Here is a 19,193-nt window from a genome sequence, read left to right on the forward strand (position 1 = left end):
TGGCCGTGACCAGCTCGGGCGCGCAGCCGCTACAGGGTTCGACCAGCTACGCTACTCCGCCGAGGTTCGCCCGATGACTACAGTCGTGATCACCGTGCTCGCACTCGTCGCCGCCGGTGAAGCCGCCGGCTTGATAACCCTGTCGATCCTGCTTGCCCGCAGTCGGCGAAAGCGCAGATCCCCGCGTCGGTCGACGACCACGCAGCGATTGATGGTAGGCGGCCGCGAGGCGGTACGGACGGCCTGGCAGGCCGCGGACCTGGTGCGCGCCAAAGGCTTTCGGGCCGCCGTGCTGACCTCCATCGAAGACCTCGCCGGCTGGGCACGGGTCGAGCGCCCCGACCTGGCACGGCTGACACCGGACGGCAACGTGGTGATCATGTTCTCCGACATCGAGCAGTCGACCGCACTCAACGAACAACTCGGCGACCGCGCCTGGGTCAAGCTGCTCGATCGCCACCACCGTCTCGTCGAGCGCTGCGTGCAGGACCAGGCCGGCCATGTGGTCAAGAACCAAGGCGACGGGTACATGATCGCCTTCGCCGCGCCGGAGCGGGCAGTCTCCTGCGGACTCGCCATCCAGGCGGCGCTGACCAAGGACGCCGAATCATCGCGCGGCCACACCGATTTCAGAGTCCGGATCGGCATCCACATGGGTTCCTCGGTCCGCCGAGGTGACGATCTGTTCGGCCGCAACGTCGCCATGGCCGCGCGCGTCACCGCACAGGCCGAGGGCGGCGAAGTCCTCGTCAGCGAGCCGGTACTTGAAGCCATCGGCAGCACGACAGATCTCACGATAGGGCCCCCTCGGGACGCCACCCTCAAGGGCCTGCGCGGCACTCACCGCCTCACCCCGGTAGGCGCGGCGCAGTAATCCGTACCGGGTTCACATCGGCTGTGGCGTGCTCTGCCGCCAGTACAGCGCATCCAGCGCGACCGCGACGTGCACGCTGTTGTCCGCCAAGGGACGAGGCAGTAACTCGTCCGCGCGGGCGAGCCTGCGCAGAATCGTGTTCCGGTGGGTGAACAGGCGGGCCGCGGCGCGGGTGGCGTTGCATTGCTCGTTGATGTAGACGAGTACCGATTCGCGTAGTTCGCTGTCGGCATGTTCCAGCTCGCCGAGGGTGTACTTGATGAAACGGTCCGCCTGAGCGCCGTTTTCGGTGATCAGCGAGGTCAGTTGCACTTCGCCGAAGGTGACCAGACGGCGCGTGCTGTGTGGGCGGGCGAGGATTCGGTGCGCGGCCTGGGCGTCGAGGTGACTCGTCCGGAAACCCGCGACGTTTCGACCGGTCGAGCCGATGGCGATACGCACGCCGGGGATATGGTCCATCGCATCGGTCAGGATCGCGATATCGGGAGGAGTGGGGCCCGGCACCCACACCCACAGGGTGGCCGCGCTCGCGAGCAAACTCAGTGCCGTCGCCGCACCGGCGGCCTGCGCGAGCGCCCTGGTCACCCGATGCGGTTCCTCCAGTTCGGCGCCGGGAATGCCACTCCAGGCGATGGCGGCGGTATGGGTCGTATCGAGCCGGTATCCGAGCCTGATCGAAGCACGCTCGACATTGATCGGTTCGCCTTCGAGAATGAGCGAGATCGTCTCCCGCCGTTCGGCATACGAGCCGCGGGCCAGCTCGTCCCGCTCATCGCCGATGACCTCGGTGATCGCCTCGATGGTGCCGTCGACGAAGCCGGCGATCGACGCGGCGGAAACCTCGAAGACCTCCTGTAGCTCGAACGGGTCGGTCGTCAGGATGAAGATGATGGACATCCACCGTCGCCAGGCGACGTCTTGACCGACGCGATAGGCCTGTAGAGCGGCCTCGTTCAACCCACGGCGGACCAGGTCGCGCACGATGGCGATCTGGTCGGCGCCGAGGTTGATCGGCACCGGCATCCCCGGATCGGCCACGTTGGCCGATGCCCAGTGCAGCAGGTTTGCACGGTTGACGCGCCGGACCGCCTCGGCCAGCAACGGATCCCCGGCGATGGCGCGAAGGCTGGTCTTGAGCAGCGTGGCGTCATAGAGCTCGTCGACCCACTCCTCCGGCGCGTTCAGTGCGATCTCGGCACCTTGGCGGATCACTTCCCGCGCGCGGTCGGACAGGCGTCGATCGAACAGACCATCACCAGAATGCACCACGCCATTATGCAACCCACGGTCTGAATTCCTGTGAGCCGAATTGCGGCACCGACGAGCCACCCGACGCCGCTACGTCGCCGACGGCCTGGCTGCCGCATTCGAGGTGTCCGACGACGCCCTCGGCCCCATGCTCAGCAAAGATCCGTTCCAGTTTCGGCGGAAAACGCGCGCGGGTCGGGTCCACGACAGTGGGCAACCGGTGCCCACATCCCGGCGGCATGCGCGGACCGCACCCCTGTGGGGCTTGGTATGTACCTGGTCCTTCGCGTGGTCGAGTTCGTCGAAGAGATTCGCTCGGTCCTGGGTACTCGCTGAAACGGTCATCGTGGTAATCCTCCGCCCGGTCGTGGAATGAATCACGCACTCGAGGCTTACGTAAAAGATGTCGGCAGGTGCTGCCGATCCGTGCGACTGATGGTCACGGCCGCGACGACGACACCCGCCGTGACGCCGATCAGTGTGTCCACGATCCGGCTGACGCCGATCTCGGGCGAGAGGTGTGCCCCGAGGCCGACCATGAGCAACGCCATCGGTGTCACCGAGAGCGAGGTGAGTGCGTAGTTCCGGGTGGCCATCAGTTCGGCGGTCACCTGCAGAACCACGATCATGACCACCGTCTGCCAGTACCCGAGACCGGCCGCGATCAGCAGCGCCCCGATGATCGCGCCTCCGACGTTGCCGAGCAGACGCTGGATCGCCCGTTGCACGGTCAGCGCGTACGAGACGCCCTGCATGGCGGCCATCGCACCCATCGATGCCCACAGCGGATGGTCGAGACCGGCCGCCGCGGCGAACCACCCCGCGCCGGCCGAGGCGAAGGCGATGCGCGCCGCGTTGCCGAGAACCATGCGCGAGCGTAGTCCGGACAGACCCGTTGCCACGAAGCCCTCCGGCCGCGGCAGCGCGGACACCTCGACCGTCGCGCCGTTGCCGAAGATCGCGCTGCGACGCTTGATCTTGCGCAGTTCGGCCTCGTGACGAGCCACCTCGAACAGCCGTGCCGGGTCCCCCGCCGCCCACTCGTCGACCGCGGTTTCCACCTCGTCGAGCAGCGCGATCAGATCACGGTGGTGCTCCGAGTCATTTCCGCGAACGCCGCTGAGCGCCAACTTCTCCCGAGCCTGGGCGATCGCGAAGCGGGCGGGTTCGACAGACCCGTCGCGATCGAGTGCGGCCGCGGCCGAGAGCGCCCGCGCCACGGCCAGTCGCGCCGGGCCGAGCGGCAGCACCAGCAGCGGCGCCGCTTGCGCGAGCAGTCCCACCGCGGCACCGATCGCCGCGGCCAGGCACACCCGGGCGAGATCGCCGATCGCGGTCACATAACCCACGGCCGCGGTGGCCGCGAACACGAGAATCACCGGGCCGGGGCCGGTGATCCGGAAGGCCGACACCGATATCGCCGCGACGGCGGCACCGACCGACATCAGCGCGACCTCAGCCCAGATCGGCACGTGCGCGAGCGCGAGCAACCCTCCGCCCGCGACGAAAGCGACAAGCAGCCCGCCGACGAGACTCACCTTGGCCACGACCCGAACCATCGGCTCGTGCCGAGCGAAGGCCGACGCCAGCGCGCCGAGTACCGCGAAGCCGGCGTACTGGCGCAGATCGAGGAGACCACAGCCGACGAACACCAGCGCGGCGGCGGCGCCGACGCGCATCGAGACCGCCACGGTCGCGTCGGCAGCCCGCACCTCGAGTGCCCGCCGCCACGTGGAGACGGCGACCGAGTGCGCCAGCGCGCCACCGGAGTGCCGCAGCCGGGTAGACGTGGCCGCGGTCGAGGTCTGCAGGTCGGGGGTCGCGGTAGGCACGGCTCCATCCTAAATGTATTTTACTTGTAAAACATATCTAAAATAATGTGAACCCGGTCGCCTAGGATGAGCGCATGGGCGACACCTCCCCCGACTTCGTCGACGGCGTCCGAGCCGAATGGGCCCGGACCTACCCCGAGATGGACACCTCGACGATCGAGGTGCTCGGGCGCATCAACCGGATCAGCTCGCTGGCGCTGCACCAGCTCGATCGGGCGCTCGCACCGAGGGGCGTCACCCGCGGCGACTTCGAGATTCTGTGCGTCCTCGCCCGCGCCGAGCGCCCACTACGCGCCAGTGAAGTGACCTCGCGGACCATGACCAGCGGCGCCGCGACTACCAAGCACGCTGACCGGCTGGCGAAAATCGGACTGCTCGAACGTCTACCGTTCGAGCGGGACGGCCGGGTGGTGCTGCTCCAGCTGACCGCGGCCGGACGCGAACTCGTCGATGCCGAACTGCCCAGCCGCGTCGAACGGGACCGTCGACTGCTGGAGGGCCTCGACGAGCAGGAGCAACAGACCCTCGTGGCACTGCTGCGTCAGGTGTCACGCAACACCGACGCGGCCTCCTGGCCCACCGCCGAATACTGAGACCTCACCCCAGCGGTCGTCGGCTGACCGCGAGCGCTGCCTCTTCACCGATCCGAAGGACGACCATGCCCAGCAACACCCCACTACTACTCCTGCACGGCGTCACGATGTCCGAACGCGCCTGGACCGAGGTGGTTCCGCTACTGGCCCCACATCACGAGATCATCAGCCCCACCGCGCTCGGCCATCGCGGCGGGGCGCCCGCGGTGCTGCGCCCGGCGCGATGCGCCCATCTGGTGGACAACGTCGAACGCGACCTGGATGCCAGGGGCCTCGACCAAGTCCACATCGCCGGCAACTCCCTGGGCGGCTGGATGGCCATCGAACTGGCGCGCCGCGGCCGTGCTGTCACCGTCTGCGCCTTGTCCCCCGCCGGGTTCTGGGACTCGGGCAGTACGACTCATTCCGATTCGACCGCCAAGATCGCGAACGGACTGACCCTCGCGAAGCTGGCACGACCCCTGGCGCCCCTGGGGCTGCGTTCATCCCTGGTCCGACGGATAGTACTGCGCGACATCGCAATTCGGGGCGACCGTGCCACCCCCGCAGCCGCCCTCGACATCGCTCGCGATCTGCTCGAGTGCACAGTGACCGCGGACCTGTTGAGCACCGACGAGCAAATCGCGCCGCTCGACCCACTCCCCTGCCCGATCACGCTCGCCTGGTCCGAACACGATCGGATTCTGCCTGCCGCGATCTACGGGCCCGTCGCCCGGCAACGCCTACCGGGCGCGCACTACCGGAGCCTGCCAGGCGTCGGTCACGTCCCGATGGTCGATGACCCACACCTGGTCGCCACGACGATCCTGGAGACCACCGGCGCGATCACCGGTCGTGGTGTCGATACAGTGAAATGAGGTGGTCGCGGCTGCCCGACTATTCAGCGACTCGGTGTGCGGTGTGAGTTGGGGTGAGAGTCGTGCACACGCCGATGTCCAGGTCATTGCCCGATCTCTGGACACTTCCATCTGTCGTAATTTGCGTAGTCGGCGTTTGCGAGTCCTTGGTATCGGGTGGAGGTGATTCGCGAAGAGTCGTCGAATCCGACAATGAGGCTGTAGCCGTTCTCTGGTGACCATTTGACCGGCACGAGGACGACGCGATCCGCGCGTCTCCAGCGTTCGGAAACACTCGTACCGATAATGGAACCTCTGCCCCTCGACGAATGGAAGCCTTGTCTCCCTTAGGAATTCGGGAGGTGCGTAGAGGCGTTCGGTGGTATCGAGGACAACTATGGTCTCGCGACGCCACAGCCCGGCTGCGGTGCCCTAACAACGCCAAGATCACCGCGGCGCCGGCGACTACCTGGCTGGCACGTCGCACGGACGTCGAGAGGCTGGGGGCGGACAGGGATCGCACCTGTGTCGCAGCCCAGCCGCCGACGATCAGAACTCCCAGGATGCCCCGAGCGGTCAGCGCGAGCAGGGCCACGATGCACAGTCTGCGCGATCTCGGCACCGATTACGTCGACACCTTGCGCGAGACGGTGATCGACCAGTTCGAGCGCTGCCCGATCGTGAACACATCCCACTGCTCCAAGACCGGGGCGCTTCGCACGGAATACACCGGAACGACCCTGCGAGACAACCTCGGCCTTCCCGATCTGCGGTCGGCCACCGTTTCCGTCGACGCCTGAGTGATGTTGCTGCTGTGGGCATCTCGTGTGAGCGCCCACAGCAGCGGCTCACGTCGTACCGTAAGCGACGTGCAGGTCCCGGACCGCGTCGGCTCGTCGCCGTGACCGATGGTAGGACCGACATGTCCACCTGACGTAATCCGACGGGACTCACCTATGACCTCCACCGGCAGCAAGCCCACCGATTCCGGCCCGGCAATCGTCACCACGCTCGATGCCTGGCTGAGCGCGGGCGACCGACTGCACGTCGACAACGAGCAGACCCGCTGGGCGGGTGACGACGAGGCCGCGCTCGCGGTCGCCGACCTGGTGCCGACAACCACACCCATTGTCGTGCTCACCCCGCGCGGGGTCTCCCCCACCAGCGACACCGTTCCCCGGTCCGCCGTCGGTGACATCCGCTGGGCTCGCCGCGGTCCGGCGGGTCGCCATACGGAGTTGCTGTACCGGCCCGCGACCGCCGCGACGCTGGACCTGCTTCCGCATCCCGAAGGTGGCTGGTTCCGCGAAACCTGGCGCAGCACACACACCTTCGTGCCCGCGGGCTATCCGGGCCCGCGCGTCGCCGCGACCGGCATCCTGTTCCTGCTGCCCCCGGACGAACAGTCGATCTGGCACGCGGTGCGCTCCGACGAGCTCTGGCTGTGGCACCGGGGCGGGCCGCTGGAGCTGTCCCTCGGCGGCGACGGTGACACACCGGGCACACCCGAGCGGGTGATCCTCGGCCCGGACATCGAACAGCGGCACCGCGTCCAGCAGCTCGTGCCCGCGGGCCACTGGCAGGCCGCACGACCCTGCGCGGACGCGGAAGTACTGGTCAGTTGCGTGGTCGCGCCCGGGTTCGACTTCGACGATTTCCGTAGCTGAGATGCGCGGATCTTCGGGCCCGTCCCGGTGCCCGGGCGGACCCCGCACGCATCGGGCACGATGGTGATCATGGACCTCCGCATCTTCACCGAGCCTCAGCAGGGCGCCGACTACGACACGTTGCTGTCGGTGGCGCGCGCGGCCGAGGAGCTCGCCTTCGACGCGTTCTTCCGTTCCGATCACTACCTCGCGATGGGCGACGCCTCCGGCCTGCCCGGCCCGACCGATGCGTGGATCACCCTGGCCGGGCTGGCCAGGGACACCTCGCGGATCCGGCTGGGCACCCTGGTCACCGCCGCGACCTTCCGACTGCCGGGACCGCTGGCCATCCAGATCGCCCAGGTGGATCAGATGTCGGGCGGACGGGTCGAACTCGGTCTCGGCAGCGGCTGGTTCGCCGCCGAACACGCGGCCTACGGCATTCCGTTCCCGGACAACCGGTTCGGTCTGCTCGAGGAGCAGCTGGCCATCGTCACCGGTCTGTGGGAGACCAAGCCGGGGGCGACGTTCAGCTTCGACGGCGTCCACTACCAGCTCACCGATTCCCCCGCCCTGCCCAAGCCGGTGCAGGATCCGGTACCCGTGATCATCGGCGGCAACGGCAAGGTCCGCACCCCGCGCCTGGCTGCCCGCTATGCCACCGAGTTCAACATGCCGTTCGCCTCGATCACCGACAGCGCCGCCCAGTTCGACCGGGTGCGCGCCGCGGTGCGCACGGCCGGGCGTACCGACGAACTGGTGTACTCCAATGCCCTGGTCGCCTGTGTCGGGCGCACCGACGCCGAGGTGGCGCGCCGGGCCGCCGCGATCGGCCGCGAGGTCGACGAGTTGAAGGAGAACGGTCTGGCCGGTTCGCCCGCCGAGGTCGTCGACAAGATCGCCCGCTACCGCGAGATCGGCGCGAGCCGGATCTATCTGCAGATCCTCGATCTCGCCGACCTCGACCACCTCGAACTCATCGCCGCCGAGGTGCAATCGCAGCTCTGAACAGTCCGGCTGTCAGCCGGTGTGCAGGACGAAGAACAGGAAACAGGAATCCTGCGGCTGTGATCGTGGGGATCCGGCCGCGAAGGCAAGTGATCGGGGTAACTCGACAGTCGCCGGCGACGACGGGTGTCGCCCCTTGTGGAAGCCCTTTGTTCTGGCAGGCTGTCCTGGTGACCGGAGTGATTCTCGCGGTGTCGTCGGCGATCGTGGTGTGGGCGATGCTGGCCGGGTGGTTCGAGCGGCACCGCATCACCGCGCCGATGGTGGTCGTCGCCGCCGGGATCATCGTCGGTTTCGCGTCGTACGACCACGTTGCCGAAATCCTCGACGCGCATGCCGCGCTGGAGGTCGCCGAGATCATCCTCGCGGTCTTGCTGTTCATCGACTCCTCCGAAGCGCGCGGCCGACTGCTCGGCGGCCATCCCGGTGTCGTTGTCCGGATGATGGTGGTGGCGCTACCGCTGAGCATCGCCGCGGCCATGCTGCTCGGTTCCTGGCTGTTCCCCACCGCCGGATGGGCACTGCTTCTGGTGATCGCCTGCGTGGTCATGCCCACCGATTTCTCGCCCGCCACGTCGATCCTGCGCGACAAGCGGGTGCCCGAGCGGGTACGCGATGTGCTCAATATCGAAGCAGGCTACAAAGACGGGATCCTGGCGCCGGTGCTGTTCTTCGGCGTGGCCCTCGCCGTGGGCACCGCGCCGTCGGAAACCGTGCTCGGGGCCCTTGGTTCGGCGGCATGGGCCGTCGCCGTGGCGATCATGGTCGGCGTCGCGATCGGTTTCGTCCTCGGAACCACCGTCAACGCGGCCGAACGGCGTGGACTGATGACCACGCAGTCCGAGCGGATGGTCGTCGTCGCGGCCCCGCTGCTGACGTTCGCGGTGGTGCACGAACTGGGAGGCAACGAATTCGTCGCCCCGTTCCTATGCGGAGTCCTGTTCCATCACCTCCGCCGTCAGTCCGAGAATTTCGCCGAAGGCCATCAACTGATCGACGACGTCGGATTCCTGCTCACCACCCAGATGTGGTTCGCCTTCGGCGCCGCCGCCGTCGTCGCGCTCGCCGGCGAGGTCGACTGGCGATTGATCGTGTTCTGCGTCGCCGTACTCACGGTGGCGCGCATGGTGCCCGTCGCGATTTCCCTCCTGGGATCGAAGGTTCCCCGACGAGAAGTCCTACTCCTGGGATGGATCGGTCCGCGCGGTACCCCCTCGATCATCTTCGGGCTGCTCGCGTTCAACTTGCTGCCCGAGCAGTACGGCGAACCGGTGTTGACCGTCATGGTCATGACGGTTCTCGGCAGCATCGTCCTGCACGGAGTCGGATCCACCCTGGCCGCGCACCTTTTGAGGAGATCGTCGCCGGTGACGTGAACACCTCGGGAACCCCCGTGTGCGAGGGTGGAGGACATGACGGTAGAACGGTTCGAGGTCCAGCGGCATATCACCGCGTCACCCGCGGAAATCTTCACGCTGCTGTGCTCCCCCGAAGGGCACGTAGCGATCGACAGTTCGGGCATGCTGCAATCGGCGGAGGGAAAGCCTGTCACCGGCGCCGGCGACGAGTTCGTCGTGCACATGGACCGTGAGTCGCTCAACGACCTGCCGATGGGCAAATACGACGTGACGGTGATCATCACCGAATTCGAGCAGGACACCCACCTCGAATGGACGATCTCGGGCACCATCAAGCCGCCGATCGAGCACCTGTACGGCTATCGCCTCGAGGCCGACGACAACGGCACACTCGTTACCTCGTACTACGACTGGAGCAAGATCGCGCCCCGCTACCGCGAGGCGGCCATCTTCCCGATCATCCCCGAGGCGGCGCTGCGAGCCACCCTCGGCATCCTCGCCCGCACCATCCAGAAATAGCACGGCACACACCATTTCACGCCGGCCTGATTGACCGCACGAAGCCGGGGTATGCCGCCGGGGAGAGCGAGGGCCCGCACCGGGTGCTCGCCGGCACGTACAGATGATGGGAGTAGACCATGCTCGGTCTCGGAATTCTCGGATGGATCATCATCGGCGGACTCGCCGGATGGATCGCCAGCAAGATCATGAAAACCGATGCCCAGCAGGGGATCCTACTCAACATCGTCGTCGGTGTCGTCGGCGGACTGCTCGGCGGGTTCCTGCTCAAACTGTTCGGCGTCGACGTCAACGGCGGCGGACTGTGGTTCAGCTTCTTCACCTGCATCGCCGGCGCGGTCATCCTGTTGTTCCTCGTCGGTTTGGTCACCGGTCGTCGCGGTGTATCGCGATAACTGACACAACCCCAGTACACGGCCCGAAGCCCAAGGCTTCGGGCCGTTTCTGTCTCCCGCTATGCGGATGTAGGCAGGATCGACCATACCTTTTGGTAGGTTGCACTGTACGGTGAAGTATGGTGCCAGCGGCGAGGAGACGACCATGACCGACGAGCCAGGCAACACCCGGCCGACGGCGCCGGTGTCCAAACGCAAAGCGGCGGCCGCGCGGGGGGCGGCGCGCAGGCTCGGCGTCGAGGACTGGACCGACGCGGCACTGGGGGTGCTGCTGCGCGACGGCGTCGCCGCCATCACCATCGCCAAGGTCTGCGATGAGCTCGGCGTCACCAAAGGTAGCTTCTATTGGCATTTCGACGGTATCGACCAATTGCTCGAGACCACCGCGCAGTTCTGGTGCGCCGATCAGAACGACGCGGCCCGCGGGTTCACCGACCTCGACGAACTGCCGACGCAGGAACGCTTGGCCCGGATGGGCGCCTTGCTCACCGGAGAGCGGGTCTGGCAGGTGGAACTCGCGGTCCGCGACTGGGCGCGCACCAACGCCAAGGTGGCCGAGGCGGTGAAGGCGCTGGATCAGCGGATCTTCCACACACTGTCGAAGACCCTGGTCGACCTGGGATTCTCGGCGGAACAGGCGGAGATGCGCGCCGGGCTGATGTGCTTCGCCGGGATCGGCTTCGTGCACGGCAACCAGAACCTACCCGTGCCGACCGAGGATCAGCGCCGCGAGTTCTTCCGATTCATCACCAGCACCGAGTCGCCCCGCTGATCCGCAGTGCGCCGCAATGAGTTCCGCGCCGGGTGAGCACGGCACGGAACTCATGTCAGCGCGACCAGTTCGTGCAGCGTGGTGCCGCTACGTCGCTGCGGTCCGCTCTCGGTGTGCACGGTCAGGTCGAAGCTCGACTCGAATCGGAAATAGCCCGGGTGCCCGACCAGTCGGTGTACCAGGGGTTTGACCAGGCGCGAACGCACGATCGGAAGATCGTCGAGCAGGTCGTGGGCGTGGATGACCCGCTCGACGTCCAGGCGCAGTTCGAGTTTTCCCGGCACCTGCAGTGCGACCCATTCGGGGTAGTTCCGCCCCGCCGTGGCGTCGAAGCGCGCGGGCCCCTCGGTGATGACGGTCTCGCCGGTGGACAGCACGATGTCGGCGTGGTGGGCGAGCATCAGTGGGCTGATCTCGTGTCCGCCTCGGCGCTGCTGGGTGAGGACCGAGGCGAACAGCAGCGAGTAGTCCTCGACGTACAGCCTGCCCCAGTGCCAGCGCTCGATGATCTTCTTCATGTCGCCGACGCCCCAGTTGTGGTCGTGATACCCACGTCCGGTGACCTCGTGTCGCACGCCGTCGATTTCGATCGAGCCGGTGACCGCGGCACGCGGCGCGGCGACCATCCAGCCGAACGAATCCTTACTGCCGAAACGGGTTTCACCCTTGCCGGGCATCCAGCTGGGGACCTCGTTGTGGAACCGCAGGTCGAAGACGAGACCGTCCTCGGCCATCCGCAGGTGATGGACCGGCAGGCCGTCGTCGCGGAACTCGGTGCGCGCGGTGTTGGCGCCGACACGCACATCGCAGGCGTCGGGCGAGAACGAGGTCGCTGAGTGCGGATAGCGCCGCGACACCTGGCGGCGGGTGCCGTCGGGGGCGTAGACCATCATCTCCACCCACGGACGGGCCAACGGCAGGTCCTCGGGTCGACGTTTGGTCAGGAAGCCGATCACCACGTGGCCGGTGTCGAGGTGCGCGTCGAAATACCAGTGTTCGAAGGCGAGCTTGCTCGGCGAGGGATGTAACCCGTTGTGGCGCGGCTCGACCGGTGTCAGTTCGCCGTCGCGACGTCCCGGCCCGTTCCACACTTCGACGATGTCTGCGGTAGTCATGGCTGCTTTCGGTGGGTTCATCGGCGCAGGGCGCCGCTGGCGTCGAACGCCGCTGTGCGGCCCTGCATCTGGGCTCGATACCAGTTCTCGCGATGGGCGAGCATCAGCTTTTCGTGCGCCCGCGCGAACGGCGGGCAGATCCGGCGCACGATCTCCATCGCGGTGATCAGCGGAAAGCGCAGGATCGGGATGAGGATCCACGGGAACGCGGGTGGCATGGTGTAGTGACGGCGGGTGCCGGGGGCCATGTACATCGCGGAGTACACGGAATTGATCCGGTAGTTGTACTTCTCGCGCCACCGGGTCAGACCACGGTGGCCGTCACGGGGCGCGAAGGCCGCCGGATAGGACTCGATCAGTTCCGTCCCGTGCTGTCCGGCGTCGTAGGACCGCGAAACGATGGTCATCGCCAGTACCCGCAGTCCGTCGAGGACCGTCTCCGGATACCAGCGCACCCGCACGCCGAGCAGGTGGCCCATGTACTTCTGGAAGTGCAGCAGCGCACGGATTTCCGACGGCGTCGTCTGATAGCCCAGCGCCCACAGGCCGAGGCCGGGCGTCACGCTGCCCGCGAGCAGGGTGAGCATCTGATAGGTCTGGCTGATCGGCAGCCCCCAGCGTTCGAGGTCCCATTCGGGGTGGCCCGCGACCTTCGCGCGCACCGAGACATGCATGACCCGCACCTTCAGCGCAGTGGCCCGACCCGCCGAACCCGGGGTGAGCAGCGCGTCAGGGGCGGAGACGTCGATCCAGAAGCGGGTGGTCTCCAGGAACCGGCGCAGGGCGCTGTCGCCCGCGTAGCCACCCGCGAGCGACAGTGGCGTCGCGACCGCGGCCTCGGTGTACATCTCGAGCGTCTCGGCACCGGCGAAGCTGAAAAGCATGGTGCCCCAGCGCCGCCAGATCGCCGCGCCCTGCTCCACCAGTTCGGGCACCACCCAGTCGGGCACCGTCTCGAACTCGGCGAACAACGCGCGCATGGATTCCGGCGCGTCCGGCACCGCATCGATGCCCTCGGCCAGCGCCGTCTCCAGCATCGCGCGCCCGGCTTTCGACCCGATCGCACCGTGCATCACCTCGGCGACGAACCGTTCGGCTACCGGGTCACCGGTGAACAGATCCTCGCACAGAGCGCTCGCCTGCTCGTCGCTGGGAAACAGCCGCTGCCTGGTGACGGTCGTGAAGACGCGCTCGAGCCCACGCACCAGCGGGGTGTCGCGCGCTTCCCAATAGCGAAAGGCGTTGGGGCACTTCACCGGCGGCCCGGAGCGGGTGTGCTCGACCTGACGTTCGACGGCATCGACCACTGTCGGCCTCCTGATCTGACATCCGCTCGCTGACTGCGATCGATGTCGACCATACTATGTCGAATCTCTTTCCGTACCTGAAAGTACGGAACCGTCACGGCACGATGCGGTACTTCAGCATCATGTCGTGGTCCTCGTGGTCGAGCAGGTGACAGTGCCACACGTATCCGCGCAGTTCGTCGTGCTGATGACCGGCGTGGTCTGGCGCGCGGTGACCGGTATGGGTATCCGCGCCGACGCGTTCGGTCGCGACCCGGCGCGGGAACGGCGCGTCCGGGTCGAAGCCCAGTTCCGCCGCGGTCGGGAACCGCACGATGATGCTGGTGACGGTGCCGCCGTCGACGCGCACGATGTCCTTGTTACCCGCTTCCCACGGCTGCGGCGCCACCATCGGACCCGCCAGGAATCCTCGAGCCGACGGCACCCATTTCTGTCCGACGGGCGGCTGCGGATGGGCCAGCTGATAGTCGACGGTGCGCAGCGGAGTCCGGCCGAGAATGCGAAAGGTGACCAGGTGCAGGTGGATCGGGTGCGGATCGGGCGTGATGTTGATGATGTTCCACTGTTCGACGGTGCCCTGGCGCGGCATCTCGATATCGGGACTGCTGAAGGTGAGATTGTTCAGCGACATGATCGCGGGCGGCACGCGCAGCTCGTAGGGCTGGCTGACGGTGACATCGCGGATCACCGTCGGTGTTTCGATCGGCGGCAGCAGCGGCGGCAGTCCGGCTCCGCCGCGTAACCGTTCCGGGACGCCGCCCGCGAAGCCGGGCCGATCCTCTACCCGGAACTGACAGAACCGCGACATCGCGACCTCGCCGAGGATCGCGGCCTGGGATACCGGCGCCTCGTCGTTGCGCAGTTCGACGGTCTCGCCCGCTGCCAGCTCGGCGAAGTCCACTAGCAGATCCACCCGCTCACCCGGCGCCAGCCGCAGCTCGTGGGTGGCGACCGGCGCGTCGAGCAAGCCGTGATCGGTGCCGATCACCCAGAAGCGCATCCGGTTGCCGAAGAACAGATTCCATACGCTGAACGACGCCGCGTTGAGCACGCGGAAGCGGTAGAGGCAACGCGCGACCGGCAGATACGGCCAGATCTTGCCGTTGACCAGGCCGATGTCGCCGACGGCTCCACCCTCCCAGCCGCCTTCGGGCACCACCGGTGTCGACCGGACCGATTGGCGCCCGTCCGCGGTGAACAGCTTCTCCTGCAGGACCAGCGGCACTTCGAACTCGCCCGCGGGCAGGCCCAGTGGGTTGTCGGGTCCGCCGGTGTCGAACTCGTCGCGCAGCAACAGCATTCCGGCCAGCCCGGCGTAGACGTTCACGCGGGTGATGCCCATGGCGTGGTCGTGATACCAGAGGTGGCCGGTGTCCTGCGCCAGCGGGAAGTCGTGGTCGATGTCGCCGCCGGGATAGACGAGTTGCTCGGGGTGCCCGTCGCTGTCGGGCGGCGTCACCCCGCCGTGTAGATGCAGCGACGACGGCGGTGCGGTGCGGAAACTCTCGGCGACGCCGTGCAGGCTGGTATCCATATCGGCGGCGAGCGGGTGCGTGGTCATCCTGTTCGCGAAACGCAGGCGCAGCGGGGTGCCCGCCGGATGCTCGACGGTCGGGCCCAGATAGCTCATGCCGTTGTAGCCCAGTGACGGCGACGGCGGCAGATCACGGTGGAACCGGTGGGTCGTGGTCTCGGCGACGAGTTCGAGCCGGTCGCCCCGCACCACGGGCAGTCGCGGCATCTCGTCGACGAACGGCTCGAGTGCCGGGGAGTGGAACAGCAGGGGACTGCGCACTCCCGGTGGCGCGGTGGGGACCGCGCCGACCTGCGACTCCCCCAGCGCCGCGGCGAGCAGGCCCACTCCGGCCGCCCGCAAGAACCGACGGCGTTCGATCGGATGTTCCATGCTCGAGCCCTTCCCTGGCCCGCATCGTCGCGGGCACCGCGCGAGCGAACATACCACCGAGTACAGTAACCAGTACCCCCCTGGATGGCACTCGGTGCATCGTCGCAGCACATGCCGATATCGGCTGCGTCCGAGGAGGGCTCGCGACCCGTTCGTCGAAGGCATTTCGCGGGTCGGCGCCAGGCGTACGATCAGCGGACCAACATGAGGCGGGGGCTTCCAGCGCGAGGTGATGTCGCATGTTCGATACCGATGTTCTGATCGTCGGCGCAGGTCCGGTGGGGTCGGCGGCCGCCGTGGAGGTGGTCCGACACGGTGTGCGGTGCCGGATCGTCGACGCGCAGTCCGATCCGCCGCAGTACGCGAAAGCGGTGGGCATCCAACCCCGCACGCTGGAACTGTTCGAGGCGATGGGCGTCCTGCGGGAGGTCCTCGACGCCGGGATCCTGATGCGCGGTCAGATCGTGTACGTCAACGGCGCCGAGGCCGACCGAATGGATCTGACGCTGCCGCCCGAGATCCCTTTCGGGTTTCTCGGATTGCCCCAGTACGAGACAGAGCGGATCCTGCGCCGACACCTCGAGTCGCTGGGCACGCGCGTGGAGCGCGGGGTCCGGCTCGTCGGGTTCACCCAGGACGAGGACGGTGTGGATGCCGTGCTCGCCGGACCCGAGGGCGAGCACACGGTGCGGGCCCGGTATCTGGTCGGCTGCGACGGCGCGCACAGCACCGTCCGCAAGACGCTGGGTCTGACGTTCGAGGGTGCGGCCTTCGATGAGCAGTACATGCTCGGCGATGTCGAGCTGGACTGGTCACAGCCGCACGGTTACAACGTGCGGTCGATGCACCAGACCAACGGCGTCACCGACGACGTGCTGGTGTGCATCCCGCTGCCCGGCCACCACCGCTACCGCGTGTCGATGCGGGTTCCCCCGGAACTCGAGATCGACACCTCCGTCGGCAGCGACAAGATCGAGCACGGACTCGGCACCGGGCCCGGCCCCAGCCTGGCCGATATCCAGGCGGTGCTCGACCGGCTCTCACCCGAGCCGACGACCGCCTCGCATCTGCGCTGGTCCTCGGTCTTCCGGATCAGCCATCGCATCGTCGACGCCTACGGCCGGGGACGGGTCTTCGTCGCGGGCGATGCCGCCCACATCCACCCGCCCACGGGCGCCCAGGGCATGAACACCGGCATCCAGGACGCCCACAACCTCGCGTGGAAGCTGGCGCTGGCGGTCGCGGAGGTGGCCGCGCCGTCGTTGCTGGCCAGCTACGACGCCGAGCGCAGGCCGGTCGGCGAGGAGGTGGTCGGCCGCACCGTCCGGCACGCCCGCGACGGGATCGGCGCCGACGAATCGGATCCTGAACGGGTTCTGCTGCGCGAGGCGCAGCTGCTGATCGACTACCGGGACAGCCCCATTGTCACCGAATCCCCCACTGGCGCGCGTTCTCCCCTCGCGGGCAGCCGCGCTCCCGACGCGACCGGGCTGACCAGAGACGGCGTGACGTCACCTTTCCGCCTGTTCCCGCTGCTCGCCGGACCAGGGCACACGCTGCTCCGGTACGTCGACAACACCTGCGACACAGCCACTCTCACCGAGATGGAACGCCACGCCGGGCTGCTCCGGAAACTGACCGACGACCACCTCGACATCTACCTCGTCGCGGGTCCGGGGGCCACCATCGCCCCGACGATCCTCCCGGTCATCCGCGACAGCGACGGCGACTTCGCCCGGCGATACCACTGCGCCGCCGGCGCGGCCTATGTCGTGCGCCCCGACGGCTACCTCGGCTACGCCGCTTCCCCCGCCACCCCGGACGATCTCATCCGTCATTTCGAGTCGACGTTCGCCCCGGCACCCGAGAGCGTCCTGGGGATCGCCTGATCCGCGCGATTACCGCTCGGGTCGGTCCGTCGGTGCGGTGTCGGCCTCGCCGCCGGGATTGTCGCCGGTCCCGATTCTGCGCGGCATCGCCCTCGGCCGAGCACGCCCGGGCGGAGAATCGGCCCCCGTACGCTTCCGACGCGACGCGCCGAAATCTATGACATTGCCTTCGTGTTCGGGGTTCTCGTCGGCCTGCGCCGCGGACAGCGCCGCCCCATGGAACAGCCACGCACCCGTCTCGCCCTGCAATTCCGCTCGGGTCACCGGTCGGGTCGGCGCCGGATCGTCGACTTCCTCCGCGGGCCACGGCCGAGGTCGAGCTTCGTCGACCTTCTCCCGACCTCGTCGCGGCAGTCTCGGCAGCCGGACGACATTCGATGCAGCGCCCGCGGCCGCACCGGAACCGTCCTCGGCGGCCTTGGCTTCTTCCCATTTCCGACGCAGCCGCTCCACCGCATCGAAACGGTCTTCATCAGGTCCCATCGTGAACCCTGCCCCGGTTTCCTGCCGACATCGAACTAACCGCGGACAGGTGTCGCGACAGCTATCGGTCCCACAGCAGCCAACACCCCAAACTTCGTCTCAGGTCTATCGTTCACCTTCACATTCTGCATCAAGGCACCCTCCGCCGTCTTCGACCCATCCCAAAGGTCGCGGCAGCGCCCGCTCATCTGCCGAACCGAGCCTCACTCCGCACGGCCTCCGCGACCATGACCCATCCCTTTATCGCATCGAAGTCGCATCGTTACCTCGAGCTACGATCAGGGCTTGCCCGCGGTCACGCCGGTCGCACTCGCGCAGAACTCCCACAGGCGATCGCGGTCGGCGGCCGACTCCATGGTGCGCCGCGAGTAGTGCTCGGGCCGCGGCATGCGGTCGTGCCAGAACAGTCCGGACGGCAAGCCGTCGGTGGCGGCGAGCCAGATCGCGGTGTCGGCCCCCTGGGCGGGCGTGCGCAACAGGGGGCCGGTCAGCGCCCGAAACCTGGGCAGTGAGGTGGCGACACCCGGAGTGTTCACCCAGCCGGGATGCATGCTGTGCACCGCGATGCCCGCTCCGAAATAACGTTCGGCCAGCATCGGCGTGAGCGCGACCTGCATCCGCTTCGAGCGGGCGTAAGCGGTGGCGCCGCGATAGTCGCCGGTGCGGTACTCCAGATCGTCGGGATGAACGGCCTGGGCGTACATGCCACCCGAGGACATCAGGACCACCTGCGCGTCCCCTGCGCGCTGCAGTGCCGGTGAGAGCATTTCGGTGAGCAGCAGCGGTCCCAGGACGTGCGTGGCCACACACAGCTCGTATCCCTGTCGGCTCTCGGTGCGGGTGGTTGGCATGACTCCCGCGTTGTGGACGAGTATGTCCACCTGGTCGGCCCGGCCGACGAAATCGGCAGCGAAATCCCGTACGTCCGCCAGGTCGGCGACATCGCATCGCCGCACCTGGACGAGAGCGCCGGGAACAGCCTCGGCGATCTCCGCGGCCGCGGAGATCCCACGCGCGGTATTGCGCACCACCAAGATGACCGCGGCGCCCAGTTCGGCCAGTCCGAGGGCGATCGCCTTGCCGATGCCGGAGTTGGCACCGGTGACCATGGCAGTCCGGCCCCGCAGTGCCTGCGGCGCGAACGGCGGCCACCCTCGGCTTCGCACCTGGAAGCCGATCCGGCTGTAACCGGGGACGACGGTGCGGTCGAGTGCGGAGTCGATGAAGCTCGGAAGGTGAGTGGTCATCGTGAGCCCCTGCCTGATCGATCGACTGACATGCTATGCATCGTTTGTGCGTCGTTTCAATGGTAGCGTCGAAAGTGTGAGCCGGACAGTCCGCCGGCCGACCGAACTCCGGAGGACGTCATGACCCCCACCTCGCCCAGCAGGAAACGACACATCGCGGATTCG

18 protein-coding genes are annotated in these 19,193 nt (G+C 67.5%); 11 read left to right on the forward strand and 7 right to left on the reverse strand.

What is annotated here, in order from left to right; all coding sequences use genetic code 11:
• Positions 1-73 precede the first annotated feature (73 nt).
• Entirely contained in the window at positions 74-874 is an 801-nt protein-coding gene (locus NS1_RS29085) for an adenylate/guanylate cyclase domain-containing protein (protein ID WP_062989564.1), read from the forward strand.
• 12 nt (positions 875-886) lie between these two features.
• On the opposite strand, the gene NS1_RS29090 is transcribed toward NS1_RS29085, so the two are convergent.
• Together NS1_RS29090 and NS1_RS29095 are read right to left on the reverse strand one after the other, a co-directional pair.
• Positions 887-2,140, reverse strand: coding sequence for a PucR family transcriptional regulator (locus NS1_RS29090; RefSeq protein ID WP_062989719.1), 1,254 nt, complete (start codon positions 2,138-2,140; stop codon positions 887-889).
• Positions 2,141-2,514: 374 nt separating this feature from the next.
• The gene (locus tag NS1_RS29095) at positions 2,515-3,954 is read right to left on the reverse strand and encodes an FUSC family protein (protein ID WP_255284738.1); all 1,440 of its coding nucleotides are present in this window, start codon (positions 3,952-3,954) and stop codon (positions 2,515-2,517) included.
• A 74-nt stretch (positions 3,955-4,028) separates the two neighbouring features.
• Here NS1_RS29095 and NS1_RS29100 point away from each other — a divergent pair, with 74 nt between their 5' ends.
• The 9 genes from NS1_RS29100 to NS1_RS29140 all read left to right on the forward strand — a co-directional run bounded on the left by NS1_RS29100 (position 4,029) and on the right by NS1_RS29140 (position 11,081).
• Positions 4,029-4,547, forward strand: coding sequence for a MarR family winged helix-turn-helix transcriptional regulator (locus tag NS1_RS29100; RefSeq protein ID WP_062989566.1), 519 nt, complete (start codon positions 4,029-4,031; stop codon positions 4,545-4,547).
• A 65-nt stretch (positions 4,548-4,612) separates the two neighbouring features.
• Positions 4,613-5,404 (forward strand): alpha/beta fold hydrolase, encoded by a 792-nt coding sequence (locus NS1_RS29105; protein WP_062989568.1) that lies wholly within the window; start codon positions 4,613-4,615, stop codon positions 5,402-5,404.
• 542 nt (positions 5,405-5,946) lie between these two features.
• Positions 5,947-6,183: a hypothetical protein gene (locus NS1_RS29110; protein WP_062989570.1), complete on the forward strand. Its 237-nt coding sequence runs from the start codon at positions 5,947-5,949 to the stop codon at positions 6,181-6,183.
• 438 nt (positions 6,184-6,621) lie between these two features.
• A complete protein-coding gene (locus tag NS1_RS41920) occupies positions 6,622-7,050 on the forward strand; it encodes a cupin domain-containing protein (protein WP_255284745.1) in 429 nt (142 codons plus the stop codon).
• Positions 7,051-7,119: 69 nt separating this feature from the next.
• A complete protein-coding gene (locus tag NS1_RS29120; RefSeq protein ID WP_062989723.1) occupies positions 7,120-8,037 on the forward strand; it encodes an LLM class F420-dependent oxidoreductase in 918 nt (305 codons plus the stop codon).
• A 170-nt stretch (positions 8,038-8,207) separates the two neighbouring features.
• On the forward strand, positions 8,208-9,413 hold the full coding sequence (locus tag NS1_RS29125) for a cation:proton antiporter (RefSeq protein WP_157125445.1): 1,206 nt from the start codon (positions 8,208-8,210) through the stop codon (positions 9,411-9,413).
• Between the two features lie 36 nt (positions 9,414-9,449).
• Positions 9,450-9,914, forward strand: coding sequence for an SRPBCC family protein (locus tag NS1_RS29130; RefSeq protein WP_062989574.1), 465 nt, complete (start codon positions 9,450-9,452; stop codon positions 9,912-9,914).
• Positions 9,915-10,033: 119 nt separating this feature from the next.
• Entirely contained in the window at positions 10,034-10,309 is a 276-nt protein-coding gene (locus tag NS1_RS29135) for a GlsB/YeaQ/YmgE family stress response membrane protein (protein WP_056809579.1), read from the forward strand.
• A gap of 145 nt (positions 10,310-10,454) precedes the next feature.
• Complete coding sequence (locus NS1_RS29140) at positions 10,455-11,081, forward strand: TetR/AcrR family transcriptional regulator (protein WP_062989727.1); 627 nt, start codon at positions 10,455-10,457, stop codon at positions 11,079-11,081.
• A gap of 50 nt (positions 11,082-11,131) precedes the next feature.
• Here the strand turns inward: NS1_RS29140 and NS1_RS29145 are convergent, their stop codons facing one another.
• From NS1_RS29145 to NS1_RS29155, 3 genes are all read right to left on the reverse strand, one after another.
• The gene (locus NS1_RS29145; RefSeq protein WP_084504603.1) at positions 11,132-12,196 is read right to left on the reverse strand and encodes a lipocalin-like domain-containing protein; all 1,065 of its coding nucleotides are present in this window, start codon (positions 12,194-12,196) and stop codon (positions 11,132-11,134) included.
• A gap of 17 nt (positions 12,197-12,213) precedes the next feature.
• On the reverse strand, positions 12,214-13,503 hold the full coding sequence (locus NS1_RS29150) for an oxygenase MpaB family protein (protein WP_255284739.1): 1,290 nt from the start codon (positions 13,501-13,503) through the stop codon (positions 12,214-12,216).
• Between the two features lie 94 nt (positions 13,504-13,597).
• Entirely contained in the window at positions 13,598-15,409 is a 1,812-nt protein-coding gene (locus tag NS1_RS29155; RefSeq protein ID WP_062989578.1) for a multicopper oxidase family protein, read from the reverse strand.
• A gap of 239 nt (positions 15,410-15,648) precedes the next feature.
• On the opposite strand from NS1_RS29155, the gene NS1_RS29160 reads away from it, so the two are divergent.
• A complete protein-coding gene (locus NS1_RS29160; RefSeq protein WP_062989580.1) occupies positions 15,649-17,298 on the forward strand; it encodes an FAD-dependent monooxygenase in 1,650 nt (549 codons plus the stop codon).
• A gap of 9 nt (positions 17,299-17,307) precedes the next feature.
• Here NS1_RS29160 and NS1_RS29165 read toward each other — a convergent pair whose 3' ends face one another.
• Together NS1_RS29165 and NS1_RS29170 are read right to left on the reverse strand one after the other, a co-directional pair.
• Complete coding sequence (locus tag NS1_RS29165) at positions 17,308-17,781, reverse strand: hypothetical protein (protein WP_062989582.1); 474 nt, start codon at positions 17,779-17,781, stop codon at positions 17,308-17,310.
• A gap of 278 nt (positions 17,782-18,059) precedes the next feature.
• On the reverse strand, positions 18,060-19,028 hold the full coding sequence (locus NS1_RS29170; RefSeq protein WP_062989584.1) for an SDR family NAD(P)-dependent oxidoreductase: 969 nt from the start codon (positions 19,026-19,028) through the stop codon (positions 18,060-18,062).
• Between the last annotated feature and the right edge of the window lie 165 nt (positions 19,029-19,193).

Source organism: Nocardia salmonicida NBRC 13393, from assembly GCF_001613085.1.
In the GTDB taxonomy this organism is placed as follows: domain Bacteria; phylum Actinomycetota; class Actinomycetes; order Mycobacteriales; family Mycobacteriaceae; genus Nocardia; species Nocardia salmonicida.

Bases quoted from the DNA above. Each gene is read 5' to 3' on its own strand.
- NS1_RS29085 (WP_062989564.1), top strand. From the start codon at position 74: ATGACTACAGTCGTGATCACCGTGCTCGCACTCGTCGCCGCCGGTGAA.
- NS1_RS29100 (WP_062989566.1), top strand. From the start codon at position 4,029: ATGGGCGACACCTCCCCCGACTTCGTCGACGGCGTCCGAGCCGAATGG.
- NS1_RS29105 (WP_062989568.1), top strand. From the start codon at position 4,613: ATGCCCAGCAACACCCCACTACTACTCCTGCACGGCGTCACGATGTCC.
- NS1_RS29110 (WP_062989570.1), top strand. From the start codon at position 5,947: ATGCCCCGAGCGGTCAGCGCGAGCAGGGCCACGATGCACAGTCTGCGC.
- NS1_RS29120 (WP_062989723.1), top strand. From the start codon at position 7,120: ATGGACCTCCGCATCTTCACCGAGCCTCAGCAGGGCGCCGACTACGAC.
- NS1_RS29130 (WP_062989574.1), top strand. From the start codon at position 9,450: ATGACGGTAGAACGGTTCGAGGTCCAGCGGCATATCACCGCGTCACCC.
- NS1_RS29135 (WP_056809579.1), top strand. From the start codon at position 10,034: ATGCTCGGTCTCGGAATTCTCGGATGGATCATCATCGGCGGACTCGCC.
- NS1_RS29140 (WP_062989727.1), top strand. From the start codon at position 10,455: ATGACCGACGAGCCAGGCAACACCCGGCCGACGGCGCCGGTGTCCAAA.
- NS1_RS29145 (WP_084504603.1), bottom strand. From the start codon at position 12,196: ATGACTACCGCAGACATCGTCGAAGTGTGGAACGGGCCGGGACGTCGC.
- NS1_RS29155 (WP_062989578.1), bottom strand. From the start codon at position 15,409: ATGGAACATCCGATCGAACGCCGTCGGTTCTTGCGGGCGGCCGGAGTG.
- NS1_RS29160 (WP_062989580.1), top strand. From the start codon at position 15,649: ATGTTCGATACCGATGTTCTGATCGTCGGCGCAGGTCCGGTGGGGTCG.
- NS1_RS29165 (WP_062989582.1), bottom strand. From the start codon at position 17,781: ATGGGACCTGATGAAGACCGTTTCGATGCGGTGGAGCGGCTGCGTCGG.
- NS1_RS29170 (WP_062989584.1), bottom strand. From the start codon at position 19,028: ATGACCACTCACCTTCCGAGCTTCATCGACTCCGCACTCGACCGCACC.